The organism is Peribacillus sp. TE19612, from assembly GCF_056279465.1.
On sequence record NZ_JBWCCL010000003.1, the window covers coordinates 137,020 to 161,939 of the forward strand.

The following is a 24,920-nucleotide window of genomic DNA, read 5'->3' on the forward strand; positions in this document are numbered from 1 at the left end:
TATACAGGTAAAAAAAGTGGATACTGCATTGAAACATTCTTCCATCCCCCTGTTATTTAATGGGCAGATGATCTTTATATTTCTTCATTTTCCTGACGACGGAAGGCTGGCTGATACCTAAGAATTTAGCCATTTCATATGTGGACTTGCATTGTTTACTCGCTTTCATCATCATCCATTTTTCGACTTGTTCGAGGGCGGTATTGAGATCACTATCATCAACCATCATATTGTCGATCATTAGGGTATCATCTATTTTCTCCAAAGATTCTTGTCCATGGAAATGGGAGGGGAGAAAGCCAGGGAAAATGATGGAGTCTTCCGAGGTCAAAATGAGCCGTTCAATCAGGTTTTCCAATTCACGCACGTTTCCTGACCATTTATGCTGAATCAGTATTTCGTAAGTGGAAGGGTGCAATTTCTTATCTGACTTGTATTTCTTATTGATGATTTCGAGATTATGATTGATTAAGATGGCAATGTCTTCTTTTCTTTCGCGTAACGGCGGTATTTGGATGGGAATCACATTTAAGCGATAATACAAATCGAGCCTGAATGTTCCCTTCTCCACCATTTCCTCAAGGTTTTGATTGGTTGCCGTCACTAGCCGGAAATCAATCTTATGCTCTTTTTTCCCTCCCACTCTTTTAAAGGTCTTCTCTTGCAGGACATTTAATAACTTTACTTGCATATCGAGGGGAAGCTCCCCGATTTCATCCAGAAATAAGGTTCCGTTATCTGCTTGTTCGATCAGCCCTTGCTTCCCCTGCTTCTGCGCTCCGGTGAAGGATCCCGCTTCATATCCAAACATTTCTGATTCAAAGAGACTTTCTGGGATGGTACTGCAGTTGACTTCGATGAATGGCTCTTTGCTGCGGTAACTCTGATTGTGCAGCCGGCGGGCGAATACGCTCTTTCCCACACCGGATTCCCCAAGAAGCATGACTGTCGCATCCGTTTTGGAAACACGGTGTATCGTTTTGGCGATTTGCCGCATTTCCTTGCTGCGATAGAACAACTCCTCCTGTTCCCTAAGTTCCTCGACCTCCGATTGGTATTCTTGAATCTTTTTCTCCAATTGACCGTACTGATCCTGGAGGTTCCTGATTTCAGTTTGATCTTGGGCATAGCTGACGACACGAATCAATTCACCATCATCATCAAAGATGGGATAGGCAGTCGACATGACGATTTTTCCCGTCTTCGTTTGCTGCATGATCTGGATAGGCGTTTTCTCTTTCAATACCATGGCGGAAATCGAAGGTGAAAGGATTCCTTCCGTTTCGAGCTGGTAAACGGATTTTCCAAGGTAATGTTCCGGTTCGATTCCATATATCCACCAATGGTTAGGATTCGTGAATAAAATGAATCCTTTTTCATCGGTCACGGTAATATTATTATTGGATGTGTTGATAATGCATTCCAAAACTCTTTTGACGTTGTTATCACTCATCATTTTCCCCCTTATCCACTGTGCCGGTGATTCAAATATAAATCAAAAACAGAAGCGAAATCAAGAATTTTCAGATATTTTGATTTGGAATTGAATCATTTTTTATAAGAATCATGCCTGGGATAGTCTCACTCACTTCATTCATCAAAGCTAAAACTAGAGTAATAGAGACGCCACCCACATTAAATGTAGATGGATACTTATACGGTTAACCTACTTATGTTTGGGTATAAATAAAGTAGAGAGTAATCGATTGAAGGAGTGATTGACTTGGCTGAAAACACAACCTTGGGACAATATTTATACGACTGCTTAAAAGCAGAAGGCATTACAGAGATTTTTGGTGTGCCCGGAGACTATAATTTCTCATTGCTAGATACTTTGGAAGATTACGATGGGATTGAGTTTATTAATGGACGAAATGAACTCAATGCTGGATACGCAGCGGACGCATATGCCCGGGTGAAGGGCATGTCGGCACTGATAACCACCTTTGGTGTCGGTGAAATGAGCGCATGTAATGCAATCGCTGGAGCGTACAGTGAAAATGTGCCGCTCATCCATATTGTCGGCTCGCCAAAGACCATGATGCAGCAGGAAAAGGAGCTTGCCCACCATACGTTAATGGATGGAGATTTTGATGTTTTCCGTAAGGTTTATGAGCATATTACCGGTTATACAGCAATACTTACACCAGAAAACGCAGCTAGGGAGATACCGGCTGCAATCAAAATCGCGAAAGAAAAGAAAAAGCCCGTTTATTTGGTAGTGGCTATTGATCTCGTTGAGAAACCATTGCTTTCTCACGGTAAGACATCAGAAAACATGACCAAAACGAATGTCGATGCTTTGCAGTCAGCAGTGAAGCATATAAAAGGCATGTTAGAACATGTAAATAAAGCCGTTCTGCTTGTCGACGTGAAAACACTTCGTTATAACTTGCAGAAACCCGTACTGCAGCTCGCTGAGAGGTTAAATGTTCCGGTTGCTTCATTGATGCAGGGGAAAAGCGGGTTTGATGAGAGTCATCCCCAGTATATTGGTGTATACGGCGGAGCTTTCGGAAGTAAGGATGTAACTGAGACTGTTGAAGAAGCGGATTTTATCATAGCCGTTGGTGCTGTTTGGTCAGACGTCAATACTTCCAAAGGTACAGCAAAGCTTAACCCGTTGAAAATGGTGGAAATACAACCTGACACATTAAAAGTGGGGGAAGCCAGTTATATGAATGTCAAGGCGGAGGAAATACTAAATGCGATCCAGGACATTGGCTACCGTCAGAACGAATCTGTCGGAAACATCTCTTTTCCATATGACACAATGGTAGAAGACCCTTCAGCACCACTGAAAGCGACTTCCTATTATCCTCGAATTCAGCAAATGTTGAAGGAAAATGACATTGTGGTCACGGAAACAGGAACATTCTCTTATGGCATGTCACAGGTCAGATTGCCGAAAGGGGCGACCTACATAGCCCAGGGAGGCTGGCAAAGCATTGGTTATGCGACGCCCGCAGCTTTCGGTGCTTGTATAGCGGATAGAAACCGGCGTGTTCTTTTGTTTACCGGGGACGGATCGATACAGCTGACAGCACAGGAAATAAGCTCGATGCTGGAGAACGGCTGTAAGCCCATCGTGTTTATCCTCAACAATAACGGCTATACGATAGAAAAATTCTTAAACGTAAAAGTCGATATAGAAAAACAGAAATACAACGAGATACCAGAGTGGAATTATACAAAACTGGCTGAAGCATTTGGTCAAGAGGCATTCACAGCAAGAGTCGAGACGAATGGTGAACTGGATGAAGCCATTACAAATGCCCAAGATATGAACGCCGATAAACTTTGCCTTATAGAACTGGTCGTGAAAGATCAAATGGATGCACCGGATTATTTGAAAAAAATACGGCAGTACCTTGAAGAGCAAGAGAAACTAAAGTAATTCCATGTTCGAATGCCCTCAACCCTGATTAAAACACTAGTATATACTTAAATGTATTGTTTATGAAACCTCACTAGATTGAAGAAATTTGCGACACTCCTGCCGAATAACTGGCTAGCCGAGTCACCACAGGCGCTTGCTTTGAGGTGGCTTGGCAGAAAGCAGGCGGAATGGGAGCGGATTTCTGAAATCGACTGAAATCTAATTTAAGAAAAAACCGTAGTCTAGGCTCATCCCTAACAAAGTTTAAGACGAGGTGATTCTTGAGGTGTTTTTACATTAATCCTTAAAGGATGGAAGAAATTTGCGACACTCCTGCCGAATAACTGGTAGCCGAGACACCACAGACGCTTGCTTTGAGGTGGCTTGGCAGACAGCCGGCGGAAAGGGAGCGAATTTCTGGAATCGACTGAAATCAAATTTAAGAAAAAACCGTAGTCTAGGCTCATCCCGAACAAAGTTTAAGACGAGGTGATCCTAGAGTTTTTTTTACAGTAACCCTTAAAGGATGGAAGAAATTTGCGACACTCCTGCCGAGTAACTGGCTAGCCGAGACCCCGGAGACGTATACGTCGAGGAGGCTTGGCAGACAGTCGGCGGAAAGGGAACGGATTTCTGGAATCGACTGGAACGTTTTTGAAGAAAAAAGCTCAGGCAAACTTACTCTTCTTATTAGTATACTTTCTGAAAAGGTCTTCTGTGATGAAGGCCTTTTTTTGTTGGAAATGTAGATAATGTACTTACTTATATCTGCACTGCCCGATCAAGGACAAGAATGCAAGTTGAAAAAGTAAACAGGATATATCCAGAAAGACAATACCAATATTGGTAACTGTCATTTCAAAATTGAAACCAAGAATTTTTAAACTAAGAGTATTATGAAAATATCATGAAGTAATAGGAAAAATATTTCCTTAGCAGAGAAAACCATTCTTTTTCCGGCTAGCAATTTCTGGATTTTACTAGTCTGACAAGTTTTTAATTCCAGTACATTAATAAATGATACAGACAAATAAAAAAGCCATTCCCATATTAAAAGGTTGCACCTCTAACGGATATGACTTTCACCCTGTTTCAAAACTTTAAACAGACGGGAACAGGTAAAATAACAAATGGGGTGGAGTATTCAAAAGCAGGCCTTTTTCTTATGTTTTTTGGAAAGAAAGAACAGTCATACTAATGAATATATGACCGATTTTTATCCAAAGGAAGGGGGAAGGGTAATAAGCCCTACCACCAGTTGGCGGCTATTTTACATTATGATACGCAAAAAAGCGTGTATGATATTTTATCAAACCACGCTTTTTTGCTCTTTATCGTTTACTGTCATCATCATTTAGTTAAGAACTCGGACCGCCTTCACAAAGCTAGGTCCCCAGTAGGAATTGTTAATGTTAGCGTAGGAAACACCTTTAGATGTCGAAGCATTCAGCATTTGGCCGTTACCGGCATAAATTCCTACATGATTGATTACTCCATCATTATTGGTATCGAAAAATACTAAATCCCCTTTTTGCAGGGCTTTCGAGGATACAGCTGTACCAACGTGTGATTGGGCCACTGAATTTCGAGGCAAGGAAATACCTGCACTTTGGAATGCCCTTAATGTGAAAGAAGAGCAATCAAATACGTCAGTGCGTGAAGTGCTCGCACCGTAAACATACTTGGCTCCCATGTATTTGGCGCCAGCTGCCAAAACTTGATCTGCTTTGGTGGATTTGGACGGTTTATTACTTGCAGATGCAGATGCCGAGGCCTTCCCTGAAACACGGATGGTTTGGCCGATACGAATACGATCTGAATTAGAAATATTAGGGTTTATTTTAAGTAAGGCACTAAGGGAAAGGTTATATCTTTTAGCGATTGTTGATAAGGAATCCCCTAATTTAACGACATAAACGTCTGTTGTATTTTTACTTTTATCCGGATTGCTGGTAATGGCATTAACCTTCAAGACCTGGCCTGGAAAAATGAGAGTGCTAGTCAAATGGTTTATAGACTTTAATTGTTGGACAGTCATATTATTGACTCTGGCAATTTTGCCCAGTGTATCCCCGGATTTGACTTTATATGTAGCATTTGAACTGTTTTTAGCCGTAGAGCTGGATCCAGGGGCTTGTCCGGAAACCCGGATGGTTTGGCCAATATATATCCGGTCCGAATTAGAAATATTAGGGTTTAATTTAAGCAGGGCACTAACGGATACATTATATTTATTGGCAATTTTAGATAAAGAATCCCCAAGTTTAACCACATATTTTTCGGTTTTATCTTTATTTTTATCTGTACGGTTGTTAAGAGTATTAAATTTCAAGACTTGGCCGGGAAAAATAAGGTTACTAGTCAAATGGTTTTGAGATTTTAAGTGCTGGACAGTTGTATTATTGGCTTTAGAGATTTTATCTAGGGTGTCCCCTGATTTAACTTGATAAGAACCAGCATAAGCAGAAGTGCCGGCGATTAGGGTACCTATAATGGTCCCCGCAAGAATGAAAGAGTTTTTAGAATTGTTCATTTAGGAAAGTTCCTCCTGATGTGGTAAAAAAATATCTAGCATTTATATTATAAAGGTATGGAATATAAAAAACATGGCCCATATCAATAAAATTCAACTTTTTCATCATTTTTCGGGTTATTCTGTTACAGGAAAATGGGATTCCGGTACATCGGGTGGATTCATTGGAGTATAAGAGGACCAAATCTTGGAATTTCGCATAAATGGATAGCTAGTAAACTCAAAAGAGCATTTCGTATAATGGAAGTTTGAGTTACGGTAATTAAAAGAAAGGTAAGAATAAAAAATCCGTACCTTTCCGTGATTAATTTTTTAATAATGTCGATTAACGTAGGGGGCATCAGGCTCACGATTTTACTATGTGATGATACTTTGAGTAGGGGAATGGTTTTCTTGAATGGCTGATTAAATATGGATTTCATACAAACATTTAGATATTATTACCGGGGTAATTGGCTGGAAACCTAAAGCTTTCATTCACTACTTTTTGATATATCGGAATGCTTACGGACATAGTTAAATCCCCTCAAAGTTGTGTAACATCCACAGAGTTTATACAGTTCACTTAGAGGGGGTAATATCACGGAGACTATTTTGGTCCCCTGTTTTTAATTAAGTTCTTACGGGATATATATGGATTGTCGGTAACCCAGAAACGCCAAGGGTAATCTTTTGCTTCCCCGGAGTTGTCGATTCCGACGCGGGGACCGCTGGATATGTGGCCAGGCTTTTTTCCTGCAGCCAGATAAAGCGGGGGGGCCGTAAAAGATCGACCATAATCATCCATGGTGATGCCTAGTGCCTTTGTTAGCTTCCCTGGTCCATCGGTCCATTTACGAATATCGGCAATTCCGCGTCTTTCCTGCATTAACTCGAGACCTGAATACGGTTCAATCGCGCGAATTAAAATGGCTTCCGGATTTTCAGGTCCGCCGCTTACGACATTAACCAGTGTATGGGTGTGCATGACGTATGTATAGATCAAACCGGAATTTCCGAACATCACTTCCGTCCGTTTTGTCCGTCTATTTCCAAAACTATGTGCGGCCCTGTCCCCAGGTCCAATATAGGCCTCTGTTTCAACAATGAATCCAGAAGCGGTTCCATCCGCTGTTTCTTTTACGATCAGGCAGCCAAGAAGGGATTTTGCCAGTTCAAGCGTGGGCTGCTGATAAAAATCTGCAGGCAAAATTGAATCGTTTATCTTGTTCATAGTATCACCCCATTTAGTCTCATATAGGTAAAATTCCCTTATCAATGAAAAAGAAACATAGGATTGAAGGGATGAAAAAGGCCGGCTGATTATATCAGCCGGTCCCGAGCATATTTTAGCCTAATTCTTTTTCCGTTTCTTGATCTCTTTTGATACGGCCCGAACCCACGGCAAGTGCCACTAATATCCCTGCGGAAACAAAAAAGATACCGGTGATGAAAACACTGGAGAATGCATCGATCCAAGCATTTTCTATCGTTTTTACAAGGACATTGCTGACTTCTGCAGGCATTTTAAGGTTTTCAGGATAAAGCATGATGTTGAATAACGTATCCGTTTTATCGGCTAATGCTTTCAGTGCTTCATGCAATATAGGGTCCTTTTGACTTACGACCGCATCATCCATATTTTGCTGGAGATTGTGATTCATGACAGCATTCAAAATCGTGATGCCCATCGTTCCACCTATTGATCGGAAGAAAGTTGAAGCCGCTGTAACCGACCCGAGCTGCGATTTTGGAAATTCGTTTTGAACGGCAATCATCAATGTCGGCATGACAAGCCCCATACCTATCCCAAGGATGGCCATGAATGAGTACGCAGTGAATATAGTCGTACTGCCGTCCATCGTACTCATTAGGAAAAAGCCAAGCGTCGCAAAGGCCATTCCAAAGGTAAGCACGGTACGAAAACGGAATTTCAAAAGTAACCGCCCGCCAATGATGCTGGAAAGAATCATACCGATCATCATTGGAGTCATGGTCGATCCCGCTTTTGTTGGTGAAACTCCCAAAACGCCTTGCATGAACAGCGGGACGAACATGATTGCCCCAAACATGCCAAGGCCAAGCAGAAATCCTAAAATATTCGTGGTGGAAAAAACTCTATTTTTAAAGAGGGATAAATCAAGGATCGGTTCGACCGCTCTTCTTTCAAAAATGATGAATAGGACAATGAAGACAATGGTGCTGCCGAAAATCAAGATAGATTCCAGTGATAACCATTCGAATTTATCACCACCGAAGGTCAAGCCAAGCAATAACAGGACAATACCAGGAATCAAGGTGAAGATCCCTAGATAATCGATATTCACTTTCTCGGTTTTCCTTATCGCTTCATGTTTCAATCCTACATAAATCAAAATGGCCGATAGTAAGCCCGTCGGTACATTGATCAAAAAGATCCAATGCCAGCTGATATGGTCAACGATCAGGCCGCCCAGAAAAGGACCGATGACAGAACTTAATCCAAAAAGGGCTCCGAATACACCCTGCCATTTGGCTCTTTGTTCCGCAGAGAATATATCGCCGATGATTGTTTGGGATAAAGGCATGATCATTCCGCCACCGATTCCCTGCAGACCTCTGTAGATGATCAATTGCTCCATCGAAGTGGCTGTGGCACATAAAAACGAACCGATCGTAAATATGATTGTGCCAAGCAGATAAAGGGAACGCCTGCCATATAAATCAGATAGCTTTCCAACAATGGGTACAACAGTCGTTGAGGCTATTAAATAGGCAGTCGTTACCCATGCAAAGATGGTGAAACCATTCAATTCCCCGATAATTGTCGGCATGGCCGTACCGACGATCGTCTGTTCCAATGAACTGAAAAACATTCCTATGATCAATCCTGTTAAGACAAGCTTGGTATTGACCGCTTTTTTTTCCATTTGCATAGCATTTCTCCATTTCTATAACTGTATTTCTTATTCGTTTGTGACTAATAGGTCAAAATTATAAATCTATAATGACCAATTAGTCAACGTTTTTTTTTGCAAAAGAATTCAATTACTTGACTATATTGCGTAAAGGTGAATATAAAGATTCATCCATATCACTTTAGGTAATTCGACCAGAAACCACCAAATCCTTCCTGATTAATATCTCCAACGTGTTTCCATTTATCATATTCGATATAATAAAGTGGAACATAGATGAACTTATGATTGGAAGTGTAAGATATGAATAAAAAAATCGGGTTTATTGGATGCGGCAAAATGGGTGAGGCAATGCTTGAGGGCATGCTGCATGCAGAGGTCATTTCACCTGAAGGAATCATGGTCAGTACTTCGAGTGCGGAGACCAAAACTAAAATCACCACGAAATATAACGTTAGAGGTACTTTGGATAATAAAGAGGTTGCCGGTTTTGCCGATTTTCTCTTTCTGGGGATCCAACCTGCCATGCATAAGCAAGTACTTGAAGAAGTGAAGAATCATGTTAAAGAAGACACCGTTATCATTACTATGGCAGCAGGAATCACTGTATCTCTAGTTGAGAACAGCTTCGAAAAAAGAGTGAAGGTTGTCCGGACGATGCCAAACACTCCTTCGCTTGTCGGTGAAGGCATGACTGCCATGTGCATCAATGATGAAATTACCGATGCTGATATAGAGGATGTGACTGCACTGCTGAATAGTTTCGGTAAAACGGAAATCCTGCATGAAGATTTGATGGACGCAGTTCCGGCCATCAGCGGTTCGTCGCCTGCTTATGTTTATATGTTCATCGAGGCGCTGGCTGATGGAGGGGTCCGTGATGGCATTCCACGAAAACAAGCATACCGAATGGCAGCACAAGCTGTAATGGGAGCTGCTAAAATGGTACTGGAAACGGAAAGGCATCCTGCTGCTTTAAAGGATGATGTCTGCACGCCGGGCGGATCAACGATATCTGCGGTAGCGGCTTTAGAAGAGAATCAGCTAAGGTCCAGCATTCTGCAAGCAATGAAGGCCTGCACGGATAAAACGAAAGGTTTCAGTAAATGAAGAAAGATGGATTGCCTATTAGCGGGCAATCTCATTCGTGTAATATTTTCAGAATATTTGGAGAAAAGAGGGGGCTGCAATAATGAAAGGTTATATAGAAGATTTAAGGAAGATACTTTCGGAAGAACAAGTAACGGTGAATGAAACTTTATTGGAACAGCACAGCCATGATGAATCATATCACACCCCGCATTTACCGGATATGGTCATATATCCAAGGGATACTGCAGAAGTAAGCGCAGTCATGCGTTATGCGAATGAGCATGAAATACCAGTCATTCCTTTTGGGTTAGGATCAAGTTTGGAGGGGCATGTCGTTCCAGTCAAAGGGGGTATTTCCCTGGATTTGTCCTTGATGAATCAAATATTGGAAATCAGGGAAAATGATTTCCTTGTTAAGGTCCAACCGGGTGTGACAAGGACGCAACTTAATAAAGAATTAAAAAAATACGGTTTGTTCTTTTCCGTCGATCCTGGCGCCGATGCTACATTGGGTGGGATGGCAGCTACGAATGCAAGTGGGACGACCTCGGTCAAATATGGGATAATGCGCGATCAAGTCAGGGATTTGGAAGTGGTTTTAGCAAACGGTGAAGTGATTCATTCCGGAAGCTTAGCGACAAAATCATCTTCAGGCATTCATTTGAATGGCTTGTTTGTCGGCTCTGAAGGTACGCTGGGTGTATTTACTGAACTGACATTGAAGGTATATGGCATCCCTGAAGTCACAATGGCCGGAAGAGCCTCATTTCCAACCGTCGAACAGGCAGTATCTGCGGTTAATGGGATCATGCTTGCTGGAATCCCGATTGCACGAATTGAATTGGTGGATGCCGAGTCCATAAAAAAAGTTAATCAATTCATGGACAAATCCTATGATGTCCAACCAACTCTATTCCTCGAGTTTCATGGGAATTTTGCCGGACTGGAACAGGACGTCAAATTTGCCAAGGAAATCGTAAGTGATTTTGGCTGTGGAGATATCCAGTTTGAAACCGATTCAAAAGCACGGAACGCCTTATGGGAAGCGCGCCATAATCTCGCGTACGCTTTCATTCATAGTGCACCCGGAAAAAAGCTGATGGTGACCGACGTAAGTGTGCCCCTACATGAATTATCGAATGCCATACTGGATACAAGGAAGAAAGTCGAACAATCCAAAGTGGAGGGTGCGATTGTAGGACATGTAGGTGACGGGAATTATCACGTATTGTTCATGATTGATTTGAAAAATCCTGAAGAAGTTAAAGAAGCGAAGAGGTTAAATGAAGAAATCGTCGAATATGCATTAACAAAAGGCGGTACATGTACGGGTGAACATGGGGTAGGACTTGGAAAATCGAAGTATCAGCGAAGGGAGCATGGAGCTGCTTATGAAGTGATGAAAACGATCAAACAGGCTTTGGATCCGAAAGGAATAATGAATCCTGGAAAGATTTTCATAGATTAAGAGGAATATTCTATTTTGTATGATTAGTAAGAACATCAACCGGGGAAAGGGCAGACTTGATCAAGAAGTGGCATATCTTATATCTCCGGAAAAATCGCCCGTCCGAGCAGATAATCCAACCCATATGAGGATAATTCGACCCTTGTGCGGAATATCCCGGCCTGATCCGGATATCATACGAAGAAGCTCAGCTTCATCGAGGCCCTCGTCCAAAAAAAATAAGACTCCAGACAAGATTCTGGAGTCTTATTTATATTAAGCGTTAATGTTATTCGGGTTTAAGGCGTTTTCAACACTTACGTAATTGTAGCCAAGGTCTGTGGCAACTGCTTCAAACGTGATTTCACCGTTCGCCACATTGACGCCTTTTGCAAGAGCATCATTTTCAAGGATCGCTTTGATGGCACCTTTATTTGCAATTTGAAGAGCAAATGGTACTGTTACGTTAGTTAAAGCTACTGTAGAAGTTTGAGGCACTGCTCCTGGCATATTCGCCACTGCATAATGAACTACTCCATGTTTAACATAAGTAGGGTTATCATGTGTTGTTATGTGGTCGACCGTTTCAAAGATACCGCCTTGGTCGATTGCAACATCGACAATGACTGAACCTGCAGACATCGTTTTAACCATTTCTTCAGTAACGAGCTTAGGAGCTTTAGCACCTGGAATCAATACAGCACCGATTACTAAATCGGCATCTTTGACTGCTTCTGCAATGTTATAAGGGTTGGAGATGAGTGTAGTCAGTTCATTTCCGAAAATATCATCAAGCTGACGCAGGCGGTCAGGGCTTAAGTCAAGAATCGTAACATCTGCGCCTAAACCAATAGCGATTTTAGCAGCATTCGTTCCAACCATTCCACCGCCGATTACAGCGACTTTACCGCGTTTAACTCCAGGAACTCCACTTAAGAGTATTCCTTTACCGCCGTTATTTTTTTCAAGGAACTGAGCACCGATTTGTGCAGCCATGCGTCCTGCAACTTCACTCATTGGTGTCAATAATGGAAGTGTGCGGTTTACTGCAACCGTTTCATAAGCAATGGCCAAGACACCGCTTTCTTTTAGTGCCTGAGCTAGTGCCGGTTCTGCCGCAAGATGTAAATATGTGAAAAGGATTAAATCTTTTCTGAAATATTTATATTCAGATGAGATAGGTTCTTTTACTTTCATGATCATTTCTGTACTTGCCCAAACGCTAGCAGCGTCCTCGACTATAACAGCACCAGCTTCTTGATATGCTTCATTTGTGAAACTGCTTCCAAGACCTGCGTTCATTTCGATTAATACTTCATGTCCTGCATTGACTAATGCCACGACCCCAGCTGGAGTGATAGCTACACGATTTTCATTGTTTTTAATCTCTTTTGGAATTCCTATTCTCATCTTAATCCCTCCAATAATATGTTTTACTATTTGTATCACAAGTATAGTTGGAAAAAGAAACAGTTAGTATGTGGAAATCAGAAAAATGAAAAAGGTGTATTTGTGGAATTCCACAAACGCAGTTTCAAAAAACATGGACTTGCCAGGATCAAGACCCTTTTAAAATGAAATCAATACTTTGCAATAGGTTCTTGAATGCGCTCTAGAATCCTTCTTTTCTTGTAAAGCATGATTCCCGTATCGGCGATATCGGCAATCATCGAACGATTTGTAATGGCGCCAAATATTATTCCGGCAACAGGAACCATTTGCAAAAGCTTTTTCCAGCCAAACTGATCGCGGTATGTATAAACGACTTCTCGCCATCCCTGGAGTTCGGATGCTATTTCCCTTTTTGATTGGGAATCCGTCTGGTTCATTTTCGACAATTCATTTAATAGAGCCTTTTTTCCGACAACATCCGATGTTGTAAATTGCAGACATTTGACGATGAAAATACGTTCTTGGCGGTCTCTAGGATTGAAGCCATATGTAATGGCGATATCCTGAAGGGTTTTGATGGACATCCCGAGAAGAAGCGGGATGTCGATGGCCAAGGTGAAGATTCCGCCAATCCCGGTAGTGGCACCTTGAACCGTTGCCAATTTGCTGCCTGAAGTTTTAATATCCTGACTCACGCTATCCATGATATGGAGGGGGATGCTTGAAACATCTTCCAGGCCATTAATATTCAAATCGGGAACCTCGGCTTGCAGCTGACTTAGAATATGGGCTTCTTTCGTTAAATATTTTCCGCCATTCTGAATGTAGCTGCCGATTTCATCAAGCATGACACCCAATTTTTTCTGAATGAAATCCGGTGTCAACTTATCCAATAGCTTGAAGGGGATGCGCCCAATCCGTTCCCAAAACCATAGTCCTTTCTGATCTTTCTCCCATTTTTCAATGATTGTTAATTCTTTTTCAAGTTCTTCTTTTGTTTCTAATTTCATATGATCAACCTTTCCACACTTCTTTTAGTATTCCATATCTGGAAATATATCATTAATTTTTTTTGAAAAATTCATCATATTGATTAAGTTTAATGTTAAGAAAGAGGGACATTTTTTGAATTGGGTCTTTTAATCGAATATTTCCCACTTCAGAGATTCTTTTTAATCGGTAATTCAATGTATTTACATGGATATGAAGATTTTTTGAAGCTTCATTTGGGTTGCAGTCTTTCTCTAGATAGACGGTGAGTGTTTGCAGTAATTCCGTCTGGTTTTTCATATCGTATGCTTTAAGTTTAAGGATGGAAGGATGAACACAACGCTGTTTGTTGCTTGCGAGTGATTCAATCATTTGAAACATGCCAAGTTCTTCATAATGTAAAATGAGTGCCATGTCATCAGGGTATATATTCTTCATTTTTAGGGTGTATAGAGCTTCTTCGTAACTTGATTTAACATCCATTAAGTTTTTATACATATTGCCAGCCGTTCCAAGGATATGCTCAACACCGAATCGCCGTTTCATCTCCAGAATGAAAAAAGGGATGAACTCATAAATCGATGAAGTGAAAGAAGGGCTGTTTTCCTGGTTGGCCCCCGCGAAAAGAATGAGCTTGTTATGATCAATGGCAAATAAGGAACTGTTTATCTTTTGAGTGGTCGTTAACATGTATGAAATGTAGCGCTCCACTTCGCGATTGATCTCTTTAGGAAATTCGAATACCAATATGGAAAAAACCACTGGAACATGTATTGAGAATTTCTTGTAATTTTCAATTATTTCCGATTCTTCTTGGTAGTGCCCGGTCAACATGCGCCAAAGAAACTCTTGATGACCTGCTTCTTTCCTTTTCTTTTTCAATTGCAATTGCTGTAACTGGTTCTTTGCCTCTTTGGCAGCGAATTGCAGAAATTTCATATCTTCTTCGGTGAAAGGTTCATTTACTTCCAAGGCCCAAATGAATCCAAGTACTTCATTATTTTTCCGGATGGAAACCGCAACCCTGTTACCAAGACCGACATCATTGATGGCCCCGATTTTAATGGGAGCATCTTCCTTCAATAACGCAGGGATGAAGCCATCTTTCCATAAACTGTTGATAACCTTTTCAGGGACACGTCTTCCGATTATGGTCATGATACGGGCCTGATCCGTAGTATCATCGTGAGTGCTATAAGCAAGTAAGCGGTGGTTACCGTCCTCGATTGTAATGGGGCAACCTAAAACAGAACTGATTCTATCGGCAAACTCCATCATATCTCCATAAAGGTCTTTAAAAATATCTCTATTTTTTTCGAGTTCCTTCATTTTTATTTTGCCCCTCGCTAAAAAAATTCCTTCTCCTTGAATTTTAAACGATTTCCTATCGATAAGCATAGATAAATCCTTTGTAAAACAGAAAATCCCTACCGATGGAAACCGGAAGGGATTTTATTTCAGAATAAGAAGTTAATTAAAAGATAAATCAAACCAGCTAATGTTGCCGAGATGGGAATGGTAATGAACCAAGTGATGATCATTCTTTTTGCCGTTCCCCATTTTACGCCTTTGACACGATGCGCAGATCCAACACCAAGGATTGAAGACGAAATAACATGGGTTGTACTGACTGGCATGTGTATTACAGTCGCGCCAAAAATGATAAAGGCTCCGGTTAAATCGGCTGCAACACCATTGACCGGGCGAATTTTCATGATTTTGCCGCCAACGGTCTTAATGATTTTCCATCCGCCGACGGAAGTTCCAAGTCCCATTGCGAGCGCACAGGAGAACTGAACCCAGAAGGCGATATCGGTACTTGATGCATAACCATTTGCAATAAGGGCCATCGTGATGATACCCATCGCTTTTTGTGCGTCGTTCGTTCCGTGGGTATACGATTGAAGTGCTGCAGTAGCAATCTGTATAGTCCGGAATCTTTGGTTTGTTTTTGTCAGGTTATTGTTTTTAAAGACAACTTTAAAGATGCTGTATACGATAAACCCGATTGCAAAAGCAATTAGCGGGGAGAAAATCAAAGCTTGAAGAATTTTCATGAATCCTCCCCAGTTAATTCCAGCGAATCCTGCTGCAGCAATGGCTGCACCAGCAATCGAACCAATCAATGCATGGGAGGAACTGCTTGGTATTCCGTAATACCACGTTAGAAGGTTCCATATGATAGCGGCAAGCAGGGCAGCCATAATTACATATGAACCATTCGGAAGCGTGAACGGATCCACGATATCCTTCGTTATGGTCTTCGCCACTCCAGTAAATGTCATGGCACCGACGAAATTCATGACGGCTGCCATGATGATGGCATGCCTAGGCTTCAAGGCCTTTGTTGAAACGGCAGTCGCTATTGCATTGGCTGTATCATGAAAACCATTGATGAAGTCAAATGCTAAAGCAAAGAAAACGATTAATATTGTTATAATTAATAAAGTATCCATTTATTTGGGGTACTCCTTAGGCGTTTTTCATTATGATTGTTTCAAGTGTATTGGCCACCGCTTGACAGTGATCGGCAATCTCTTCAAGGCTTTCGTAAATTTCTTTATATTGAATGATCCTGATTGGATCTTTTTCAACTGTAAACAAGTTTTTGATTGATTGACGTTGGATTCCGTCACAAACGGATTCAAGATCTTTAATTTTGATTGCATGTTCACGAATCATTGGTAATTTTTTAGTCGATAGTGTATCGACAGCATTTTCAATCTCATACGTACACTGTTTGATTGCATCCACAAACTTAAGCATATACTCATCTGCATTGACAATAGAGTACATTTCGAATAATGCCGCACAGTGTTCCAAACCGTCTATGACATCATCCATTCTCATGGTTAATTCAAGGATATCCTCCCGTTCGATAGGAGTGATGAAAGCATTGTTCAGCTCTTTGATCACATTATGAACCATTGAATCGCCTTTATGCTCATAGTCTTTCATGGTATCTGAAAATACTTTGAGATCGGAGATGTTCTTGAGTTTATAATCCGCGAAATAGTCAGCACCTTCTTTAAGGTTTTGAGCGATGTTAAAAAGCATTACCGCGAATTTGTCTTTTTTTGATTTAAAAGCCATGTTAAAGCCTCCCAATTAGTCATGCAAATTTACGCACTTTAGTCGTACGCTTAGTATTAACAAATTGATTGTAACGAATTCATGTAGTATCCGGGAAGGTTTTTCGACGAAAATTTACAAAATCTTAATAAAACTTTACATAAAAAAACAAGGAAAATTAAAAAAAGGGAAAAACCCTGCATTTATAAGGGGGATTTGTAAAAAAAAAGCCTTTCCGATATGGAAAGGCAAAAGGTTCTATAAAAATAAAGCAATCAAATAGTAAATGATTCCAGCTAAGGAAGCAGAAATTGGCAATGTAATGAACCAAGTGACCAGCATGTTTTTTGCGGTTCCCCATTTTACCCCTTTGATGCGGTGTGCAGAACCGACCCCAAGTATTGAAGAAGAAATGACATGTGTCGTGCTGACCGGCATATGCAGGAAGGTTGCACCGAAAATGATCGCTGCTCCAGTCATATCGGCAGCCACACCATTAACCGGGCGGATTTTCATGATTTTACCGCCAACGGTTTTGATGATCTTCCAACCTCCGATCGATGTACCAAGCGCCATGGCTATAGCGCAAGATAATTGTACCCAGAAAGGAACTTCAGAGGTAGAGGCATATCCGTTAGCGATCAAAGCCATCGTGATGATACCCATGGATTTTTGAGCATCATTCGTCCCATGTGTATAAGACTGGATGGCCGCCGTGACAATTTGTATTCTCCTGAATCGTGTATTGGTTTTTCCTAAATTATTATTTTTGAATACTACCTTGAAGATACTGTAAACAATGAATCCAAGCGTAAAGGCAAGGATGGGAGATAGGATCAATGCTTGTACAATTTTAGTGAATCCACTCCATTTAATCGCATCGAATCCACTGGCCACGATGGCCGCTCCAGCTATTGAACCAATGATCGCATGGGAGGAACTGCTTGGAATGCCAAAATACCAAGTGATTAAATTCCATATTATTGCCGAAATTAGTGCAGCAAGGATAACATAAGAACCATTATTCAATGTGAAAGGATCGACGATATCCTTCGTAATGGTATGCGCTACACCGGTAAAGGTCAATGCTCCGAATAAATTCATGACCGCAGCCATGATGATTGCATGACGTGGTTTAAGTGCTTTGGTTGATACGGCTGTAGCGATGGCGTTAGCCGTATCATGGAAGCCATTGATAAAGTCAAAGACCAAAGCAAAAATTATTATTAGCGCGGTTAAGATGAGTATGGTATTCATACATGGAGGACTCCCTTGATTTCAAGTATATAAAGTGAATATAGTTTGTGGCCAATGATTGGGCGCAGGACAGTTTGCACTCCTCAATATTTAGAATGGGAGTTTTAGTTTTGATTATTCTTTAAAGATGGCACCTTCTTTTTTACATGGTTTAAAATCGAACTATACTATTGTAACGAATTACATACCTTTAAGGATAGATGTTTCGTCATTTTTTTACAAAATATTTAACTTAGTGAATGATTAAAAAGATAAAATGTTACATTGATATATATAAATGGCCTTTAGGGATGGGCTTTCACTCAAGGGACTCTATAAATCCCGATGCTTATGGTTAGAAATAGAAGGTGGAGGGATGTATAATTGGTAAATAAAAGTAAGGGGGAATGATGGAATGATTTCGAATATTGGGGAAACGATCACCTTACATAATGGAGTTAAAATGCCACAGTTGGGTTTCGGTGTATTTAAAGTGAAAAACGGCAATGAAACGGTTGAGTCCGTCAAAAAAGCGATCGAAGTCGGTTATCGTGCGATTGATACAGCGGCCGTTTATGAAAATGAAGAAGGTGTAGGCCAAGCGATTCGGGAATGCGGAGTGCCACGTGAAGAATTGTTCATAACCTCCAAAGTGTGGAATACCGAGCAAGGATATGAAACGACGCTCAAGGCATTTGAGGATAGTTTAAATCGCCTTGGATTGGAATACTTGGATTTATACCTGATCCACTGGCCGGGAAAAGATAAATATCTGGAAACCTGGAGGGCATTGGAGAAGCTTTATAAGGATGGAAAGGTGAAATCAATCGGTGTAAGTAATTTCCATGTTCATCATTTGGAAAATTTACTTGCAAACAGTGAAGTGAAGCCGGTCGTCAATCAAATTGAATTGCATCCACTTTTAACTCAAGTCGAAATTCGTGATTACTGTGCAAAACATGAAATAAAGGTAGAATCATGGAGCCCGCTAGGCAGAGGAAACCTTTTGGAAGAGCCGACAATTAATCATATAGCAAAGAAGCACGGGAAAAGTTCAGCACAAGTGTTGATTAGATGGCATCTGCAACATGATCTAGTTGTAATACCTAAATCGATTACGCCATCCCGTATCAAGGAAAATGGGCAGGTATTTGATTTTTCATTGAGTTTAAATGAAATGAATCAAATAGATGCCTTGAACAAAAATGAACGTTTCGGCAGCAATCCCGATGAACTTTTGTTCTAAAAAGAATACAGCAAATGAAAGGAGGGTGTCCCGATAATGGGGCACCCTTTTTCTTTTTCCTTTATGAACATAATCAAGACGATTGCTGCTTATACTAACTATGTGACAAAGTTAAGCCTATGGTATACCCGTTTAACATGTCTGATAATCCTGTTTTTGTTGCCAAATATTTTTAAAAAAAATTAGGTTTTAGATTAATTAAACGGGGAAAATAATGAGTACAGCAGCAAACAAAAAGAAAAAATTCACTAACAAGAGGATTGTCCAATCAGTTACTCAAGGGCTATAGCTAGCTAACACTACCCAATAACTAAAACATTCACATTCATTAGATATTGTGCGAATCGGCATCATACCATTTGAATGTAAAGGTTAAAAGTACTGAAAAAAAGCATGACAATATGGAAGTGATTTAATTTCTTGGAGTCTGCTGCAGAAAATGAAAAAATAACTAATTTGAAGGAGGAAATATATTATGGGATTTTTATGGTCATTAATTATCGGAGGTATCATCGGTTGGTTAGCAGGTATGATTGTTGGACGTGACGTTCCATTTGGAATTATCGGTAACATTATCGCTGGTTTTGTTGGTGCATGGTTAGGTTCATTAATTCTTGGGAACTGGGGACCTTCAGTAGCAGATTTCGCTATAATTCCAGCATTGATTGGTGCAATCGTATTTGTCTTCATCTTAAGCCTTATCTTAAAAGGCATGAGAAAAGCTTCATAAGCACAAAAATAAAGCTGGCCCAAGTGGCCAGCTATTTTTTTATGCGCAAAATGAACCGTCTTGACTTTCGTATAATCAGTCCGTAGAGGAGAAAAATCTGACCAACATGCAGAAAATCCGAAAGGCGACAATTTCGGATTAATATTAATGAAGGAATAACAATATCTGAAATGGAACGGTGTTTCAGACTTTCAAATTCGAAATTAATTGAGTTTGCAAAAAAGGTGTTGATTTCCACTCCAGGCACTCGCTTTCCGAGGGCGGTCCGGGAAGTCTCCTCGGCGCTTTGCGCCTGCGGGGTCTCCCCTGGACACGTATTCCCGCAGGAGTCTCGTACCTTACGCTCCAATCAACTTTGTTTTACCTTTTAGATAGAGTTCCATTGGACTACAAACTCGATAATAATTGATTTTTCCTACAGTATTTTTGAGTGTTTATAGAATTGAAATGTTGATTACCTCTCCAGGCACTTGCTTTTCGCGGGCGGTCGGGAAGCCTCCTCGACGCTTTGCGCCTGCGGGGTCTCCCCTGGACACGTATTCCCGCAGGAGTCTCGTACCTTACGCTCCAATCAACTTTGTTGTACTCCTTTTGTTTAAATGTTGAGATCGAATATTTCAGGTCTATCAATGAAAGGAGCTTCAATGATCATTTTTTCTTCTGAAATGGGATGGATGAATTCGATTTTCCTTGCATGCAGGGCTTGGCGTGGAAATGTCTTTTTTCCGCCATACAATGTATCTCCGGCCAAGGGATGGTTCAAATGACTGAAATGCACCCTGATTTGGTGGGTTCGTCCGCTTTCCAGGGTGCAGCTGACGAGGGTCAAGTTTTTCTTGGAATCACGGTTGAGCACCCGATAATGGGTGACTGCCGTCTGGCCAGTAGGGGAAACCCTTCGTCTAGTGGCATGGTGGCGGTCACGTCCAATTTTTTCTTTGATTTCGCCTTCATCCTTTTTAATGTTTCCTTCGACTAAAGCTAGGTAAGTCCGCTTGATTTCCCTTTCTTCCAACATTCTATCCAGCATGGACCCAATGAGGCGGTTTTTGGCAAAAAGGACGGCACCGGTGGTATCTTTATCAAGCCTATGAATATGCTTGATCATACAGGTCTGGCTGGTTTTTTGAAGATGGTGCGCGACTCCATTGAGGAGGGAGTGTGCATCACCCGGTTGAGAAGGGTGGGTTTCCATTCCAGCCGGCTTATTGGCTATCAACAGCACATCATCTTCATATAAGATGGTAATTCCTAAGTCTGCAGCTTGAACTGTTTCATTTTCAGCGTGATCCAATAAGGGGATGCTGATCGTATCTCCTTCATTAAGGATAGTTGACCAGGTGACGTAATTCCCGTTCATTGTCACTTCTTTACTCATCCTCCATTCATGCACTAATTTTTTCGGGGCCTTCCAACGCTCCCTGAAAAGCTTTTCCAATGTTAATCCATTCCAACTTTGGAGAACATCAATTATTAAATGTTGGTTAGTTATTTTGAAATTTTCCAATTTAACTCCTACTTTCGACTCGTTTGGTTGTGCTTGAATGAAAAAAATCTATAATAATTATGGATAAGGTATAAAAAAGTAACCTTGGGCCTATTGCTAAGATTTTTAGTGGTGGAAATTACCACATATTTTTTACAATTTTTATGTTATTCTATGGGGAAAGAAATCCCTTGTCCTAGAATATACATATAATAGATAGGTCTAACGGATCTGAAAAAAGGTGGTTTTTTTAGTGAAGACGGTCTTTTCTTCAACGGAAGAACAAGAGCAAGAAATAGCGAGTCTCGTGTCTCGTTTCTACGAATCTGTATTTCCAAAATACTTTACGGAAAGTGAAATCCTTCATTTTCGTGAGATTGGCGTTTTAGAGCCCAATCGAAGTTCTGTTACTTACTTGGCAACATTAAGAGACGCATTTCAAGTAATGACATGTCTTCAAGTCCTTATGTCGATATTAGACAAACAAAAGAGGGTGATGGAACCTAAATCTGAAGAAATGTTCCAACATAACATCACTCTATTGAATGAATGCGGAATATTCTTCCCCTTTTATTATGACCATTTTTTAAGTATAAACCATGAAGCGAATAATGATATGCAGATGATGGACATCCAGGTGGCGAATCAATATTTAGTATAAGGTAAAAAAAATGAGCCGGCTATAACGGGAGAAGCATTTCCGTTAGGGCCGGCTCATTTTTTCGATCCTTAATTAATATCGTGGTCCTTGAACCATTTCTCGAACGTTTTCTCATCATTATAGCCAACGATCCGTTCTTGTTCTTTACCATTTTTATAGTGAACGATTGTCGGTGTACTTTTGATTCCATAATCGCTCCATCCTTGTTCAAACTCCAAAAGATTGAATTGTACTAGATCGATCCCTAACTTTTCTGCCAAAGGAGCCACGATTGGGGTGGTTTTTTGACAATGCGGGCACTCAGGACTATAGAAATAAACGGTCGCATCTTCATTATCCTGGAGGTCCTGCTCCAATTCTTCCGGCAGGATCAGGTTTTGATAATTGGGGTCATCCAGCTGATCGACAGTAGCGGGTTTAAGCTTATCCTTCCCGTATGGATTCCCTTTTGATTTTTCTTCTTTTTTCAAGTTTGTAAAAACGCCCAGCAGGACAAATAGTGCGACGATTATCACTAAAAATATAGCCATTTTTTTCATTAAGCTGCAACCTCCTTGGATCTTGTCCATATGATGTAACTGCATATGAAAATAATGATGAATGCAGTCAAGGCTAGGAACGGGATGGTGATGAAACCAAATACGTTTATATATTGTCCTGTACATGGAACCCTTCCACATGCAAGGGTGTGGTCAGAAAAGAATGGAACCTTTTGTATCAAGTAATGGTACGTGGAAATGAATGCACCGATAGCGGATAATATCATGGTATAAAAGCTGATCCAATAATCTTTTCGAATGATTGCAATTCCTAATATGATCGTAAAAGGATACATGATGATCCGCTGATACCAACAGAGCGCACAAGGTTCGTATTGCTTTATTTCAGAAAAATATAAGCTTCCAAACATCGCAATGATGGAAGCAGCCCAGGCTGCAAATAATAAGTTTTCCACACTGCGTTTTGTATTGTTCATGGTTCCTCTTCCCCATCTCTTTATACTCTCATGAAAAGTATAGTATGTTAGGACCGCGTCTGTAAAATATATATTCTTTTAAAGGACATTCAGAATGTTTTTATTTGAAATCAAGGGGTAGGTTCAGTTGTTTTAATTTTTGAATAAGGGGTATAATTCTTATGGAAGAGATTAAAGGAGTCTGAGGAAAATGCCTAATTTGGACCTGCATAAATATGAAAAAATAATGGAAATACGTAATATGAGGCTAGGAGACATAGATGAAATAATTGCTTTGCAGTCGAGTTGCTTTCCGGGAATGGTTCCCTGGAAGCGAGATCAGCTTGAGAGCCATCTGGCAATTTTTCCAGAAGGGCAGTTTGTGGCTGAATATGATGGAAAAGTAATTGGCTCATGTTCCAGCCTCATTATTAATTTTGACGAATATGATGACCGCCATACATGGGATGATGTAACCGATAATGGGTACATCACGAATCATAATCCGGACGGTTATAATTTATATGGAATCGAGGTCATGGTCCATCCTGAGTTCCGCAGGATGAAAATTGGTCAAAGACTATATGATTCACGGAAAGAACTTGTTGCCCACTTGAATTTAAAAAGCATCATTATCGGGGGCAGAATCCCCAATTACCATAAACATGCGGAGGAACTGTTACCAAGGGAGTATGTAAAAGAAGTTCAATTGCACAAAATATATGATCCGGTTCTTTCGTTCCAGCTTTTAAATGGGTTTACGCTTATGAGGATCAATCCGAATTATTTGCCGGACGATTTGCAATCCAATAAGTATGCTACGCTCATGGAGTGGAATAACGTTGATTATCAGCCGAAAACAAAACGATATTATAAAACATCGGAACCGGTACGGATTTGCGTTGTGCAATACATGCTGCGTAAAATCGATTCATTCGATGACTTCGCTAACCAAGTCGAGTATTTCACCGACGTTGCTTCGGATGCCAATGCGGATTTCGCCGTGTTCCCGGAATTGTTCACAACCCAGCTGATGTCTTTCTTGAATGAAAGATCACCAAGCTTGGCTGTCAGGAAACTGTCGGATTTCACGGAGCAGTACATTGAATTGTTTACCACTTTAGCTGTAAGGTATAACGTCAATATCATCGGCGGTTCCCATTTCGTTAAAGAAGATGATGATAATATCTATAATATCGCTTATTTATTCCGTCGCGATGGGACGATTGAGAAGCAATATAAAATTCATATTACACCGAATGAAAGAAAATGGTGGGGTATTAACGCAGGTGACCGCGTTCGTGTCTTTGATACGGATTGTGGAAAAATCGCCATACAAATTTGTTATGATATTGAGTTCCCGGAACTCGCCCGGATTGCAACCGACATGGGAGCCAAAATCATATTCACCCCATTTTGTACAGAAGACAGGCAAGGCTACCTGCGAGTCCGTTATTGTGCCCAGGCCCGTGCCGTGGAAAACCAAATTTATACCGTCATTTCCGGAACGGTCGGAAATCTCCCGCAAACGGAAAATATGGATATCCAATATGCCCAATCGGGAATCTTCTCTCCTTCGGATTTCGAATTTGCACGTGACGGCATAGTCGGGGAAACCAGCCCGAACCTTGAGATGGTCCTGATTGGCGATGTCGATTTGGAGATCTTAAGGCGGGAGCGTCAGTCCGGTACTGTAAAGCAATTGAAAGATCGCCGCCATGATATTTACCATCTGCATTACAAAGATGGCGAAAAATAGGAAGAAAACAGCTCGTGATGTGAAGAACACTGGATTAGGTTCTTTTCATTACGAGCCTTTACTTCA

The 24,920-nt window shown here is 40.8% G+C and carries 20 protein-coding genes; 7 read left to right on the top strand and 13 right to left on the bottom strand.

Features of this window, described 5'->3' with window-relative positions; all coding sequences use genetic code 11:
• Positions 1–52: 52 nt before the first annotated feature.
• The gene (locus ACZ9AO_RS06585) at positions 53–1,456 is read right to left on the bottom strand and encodes a sigma-54 interaction domain-containing protein (protein WP_476108715.1); all 1,404 of its coding nucleotides are present in this window, start codon (positions 1,454–1,456) and stop codon (positions 53–55) included.
• 267 nt (positions 1,457–1,723) lie between these two features.
• Here ACZ9AO_RS06585 and ACZ9AO_RS06590 point away from each other — a divergent pair, with 267 nt between their 5' ends.
• Complete coding sequence (locus ACZ9AO_RS06590) at positions 1,724–3,397, top strand: alpha-keto acid decarboxylase family protein (protein ID WP_251541140.1); 1,674 nt, start codon at positions 1,724–1,726, stop codon at positions 3,395–3,397.
• A gap of 1,336 nt (positions 3,398–4,733) precedes the next feature.
• Here the strand turns inward: ACZ9AO_RS06590 and ACZ9AO_RS06595 are convergent.
• From ACZ9AO_RS06595 to ACZ9AO_RS06605, 3 genes are all read right to left on the bottom strand, one after another.
• Positions 4,734–5,912, bottom strand: a complete 1,179-nt coding sequence (locus tag ACZ9AO_RS06595; protein ID WP_476108716.1) for a C40 family peptidase — start codon at positions 5,910–5,912, stop codon at positions 4,734–4,736.
• 589 nt (positions 5,913–6,501) lie between these two features.
• Complete coding sequence (locus tag ACZ9AO_RS06600) at positions 6,502–7,125, bottom strand: DNA-3-methyladenine glycosylase (RefSeq protein ID WP_048689799.1); 624 nt, start codon at positions 7,123–7,125, stop codon at positions 6,502–6,504.
• A 115-nt stretch (positions 7,126–7,240) separates the two neighbouring features.
• Positions 7,241–8,806, bottom strand: a complete 1,566-nt coding sequence (locus ACZ9AO_RS06605; protein ID WP_251541147.1) for an MDR family MFS transporter — start codon at positions 8,804–8,806, stop codon at positions 7,241–7,243.
• A gap of 285 nt (positions 8,807–9,091) precedes the next feature.
• On the opposite strand from ACZ9AO_RS06605, the gene proC reads away from it, so the two are divergent.
• Positions 9,092–9,898, top strand: a complete 807-nt coding sequence (proC, locus tag ACZ9AO_RS06610; protein ID WP_057275644.1) for a pyrroline-5-carboxylate reductase — start codon at positions 9,092–9,094, stop codon at positions 9,896–9,898.
• Positions 9,899–9,980: 82 nt separating this feature from the next.
• Entirely contained in the window at positions 9,981–11,348 is a 1,368-nt protein-coding gene (locus ACZ9AO_RS06615) for an FAD-binding oxidoreductase (RefSeq protein ID WP_251541149.1), read from the top strand.
• A gap of 255 nt (positions 11,349–11,603) precedes the next feature.
• Here ACZ9AO_RS06615 and ald read toward each other — a convergent pair whose 3' ends face one another.
• The 6 genes from ald to ACZ9AO_RS06645 all read right to left on the bottom strand — a co-directional run bounded on the left by ald (position 11,604) and on the right by ACZ9AO_RS06645 (position 18,038).
• The gene (ald, locus tag ACZ9AO_RS06620; RefSeq protein WP_048689787.1) at positions 11,604–12,737 is read right to left on the bottom strand and encodes an alanine dehydrogenase; all 1,134 of its coding nucleotides are present in this window, start codon (positions 12,735–12,737) and stop codon (positions 11,604–11,606) included.
• A gap of 170 nt (positions 12,738–12,907) precedes the next feature.
• Positions 12,908–13,729: an EcsC family protein gene (locus ACZ9AO_RS06625; protein WP_476108717.1), complete on the bottom strand. Its 822-nt coding sequence runs from the start codon at positions 13,727–13,729 to the stop codon at positions 12,908–12,910.
• A gap of 52 nt (positions 13,730–13,781) precedes the next feature.
• The gene (locus ACZ9AO_RS06630; protein ID WP_251541153.1) at positions 13,782–15,038 is read right to left on the bottom strand and encodes a PucR family transcriptional regulator; all 1,257 of its coding nucleotides are present in this window, start codon (positions 15,036–15,038) and stop codon (positions 13,782–13,784) included.
• A gap of 128 nt (positions 15,039–15,166) precedes the next feature.
• The gene (locus ACZ9AO_RS06635; RefSeq protein ID WP_048689777.1) at positions 15,167–16,165 is read right to left on the bottom strand and encodes an inorganic phosphate transporter; all 999 of its coding nucleotides are present in this window, start codon (positions 16,163–16,165) and stop codon (positions 15,167–15,169) included.
• A 16-nt stretch (positions 16,166–16,181) separates the two neighbouring features.
• Complete coding sequence (locus ACZ9AO_RS06640; protein ID WP_048689774.1) at positions 16,182–16,802, bottom strand: DUF47 domain-containing protein; 621 nt, start codon at positions 16,800–16,802, stop codon at positions 16,182–16,184.
• Between the two features lie 237 nt (positions 16,803–17,039).
• Positions 17,040–18,038, bottom strand: a complete 999-nt coding sequence (locus ACZ9AO_RS06645; protein ID WP_476108718.1) for an inorganic phosphate transporter — start codon at positions 18,036–18,038, stop codon at positions 17,040–17,042.
• 394 nt (positions 18,039–18,432) lie between these two features.
• On the opposite strand from ACZ9AO_RS06645, the gene ACZ9AO_RS06650 reads away from it, so the two are divergent.
• Together ACZ9AO_RS06650 and ACZ9AO_RS06655 are read left to right on the top strand one after the other, a co-directional pair.
• Positions 18,433–19,263 carry an aldo/keto reductase gene (locus ACZ9AO_RS06650; protein WP_476108719.1) on the top strand — a complete coding sequence of 277 codons (831 nt, stop codon included), beginning with the start codon at positions 18,433–18,435 and terminating at the stop codon, positions 19,261–19,263.
• A gap of 475 nt (positions 19,264–19,738) precedes the next feature.
• Positions 19,739–19,993 (top strand): GlsB/YeaQ/YmgE family stress response membrane protein, encoded by a 255-nt coding sequence (locus ACZ9AO_RS06655; protein WP_170946860.1) that lies wholly within the window; start codon positions 19,739–19,741, stop codon positions 19,991–19,993.
• Between the two features lie 595 nt (positions 19,994–20,588).
• Here the strand turns inward: ACZ9AO_RS06655 and ACZ9AO_RS06660 are convergent.
• Positions 20,589–21,500: an RluA family pseudouridine synthase gene (locus tag ACZ9AO_RS06660; RefSeq protein WP_476108720.1), complete on the bottom strand. Its 912-nt coding sequence runs from the start codon at positions 21,498–21,500 to the stop codon at positions 20,589–20,591.
• Between the two features lie 232 nt (positions 21,501–21,732).
• Here ACZ9AO_RS06660 and ACZ9AO_RS06665 point away from each other — a divergent pair, with 232 nt between their 5' ends.
• Positions 21,733–22,140, top strand: coding sequence for a DUF5365 family protein (locus ACZ9AO_RS06665; RefSeq protein ID WP_476108721.1), 408 nt, complete (start codon positions 21,733–21,735; stop codon positions 22,138–22,140).
• Between the two features lie 68 nt (positions 22,141–22,208).
• On the opposite strand, the gene ACZ9AO_RS06670 is transcribed toward ACZ9AO_RS06665, so the two are convergent.
• Together ACZ9AO_RS06670 and ACZ9AO_RS06675 are read right to left on the bottom strand one after the other, a co-directional pair.
• A complete protein-coding gene (locus ACZ9AO_RS06670; protein ID WP_127777223.1) occupies positions 22,209–22,679 on the bottom strand; it encodes a thioredoxin family protein in 471 nt (156 codons plus the stop codon).
• Positions 22,679–23,116, bottom strand: a complete 438-nt coding sequence (locus ACZ9AO_RS06675) for a disulfide oxidoreductase (protein ID WP_095391050.1) — start codon at positions 23,114–23,116, stop codon at positions 22,679–22,681. Before ACZ9AO_RS06675 ends, ACZ9AO_RS06670 begins: the two co-directional genes overlap by 1 nt.
• 190 nt (positions 23,117–23,306) lie before the next feature.
• Here ACZ9AO_RS06675 and ACZ9AO_RS06680 point away from each other — a divergent pair, with 190 nt between their 5' ends.
• Positions 23,307–24,854 (top strand): carbon-nitrogen hydrolase family protein, encoded by a 1,548-nt coding sequence (locus tag ACZ9AO_RS06680; protein ID WP_096340223.1) that lies wholly within the window; start codon positions 23,307–23,309, stop codon positions 24,852–24,854.
• The last annotated feature ends 66 nt before the right edge of the window (positions 24,855–24,920 follow it).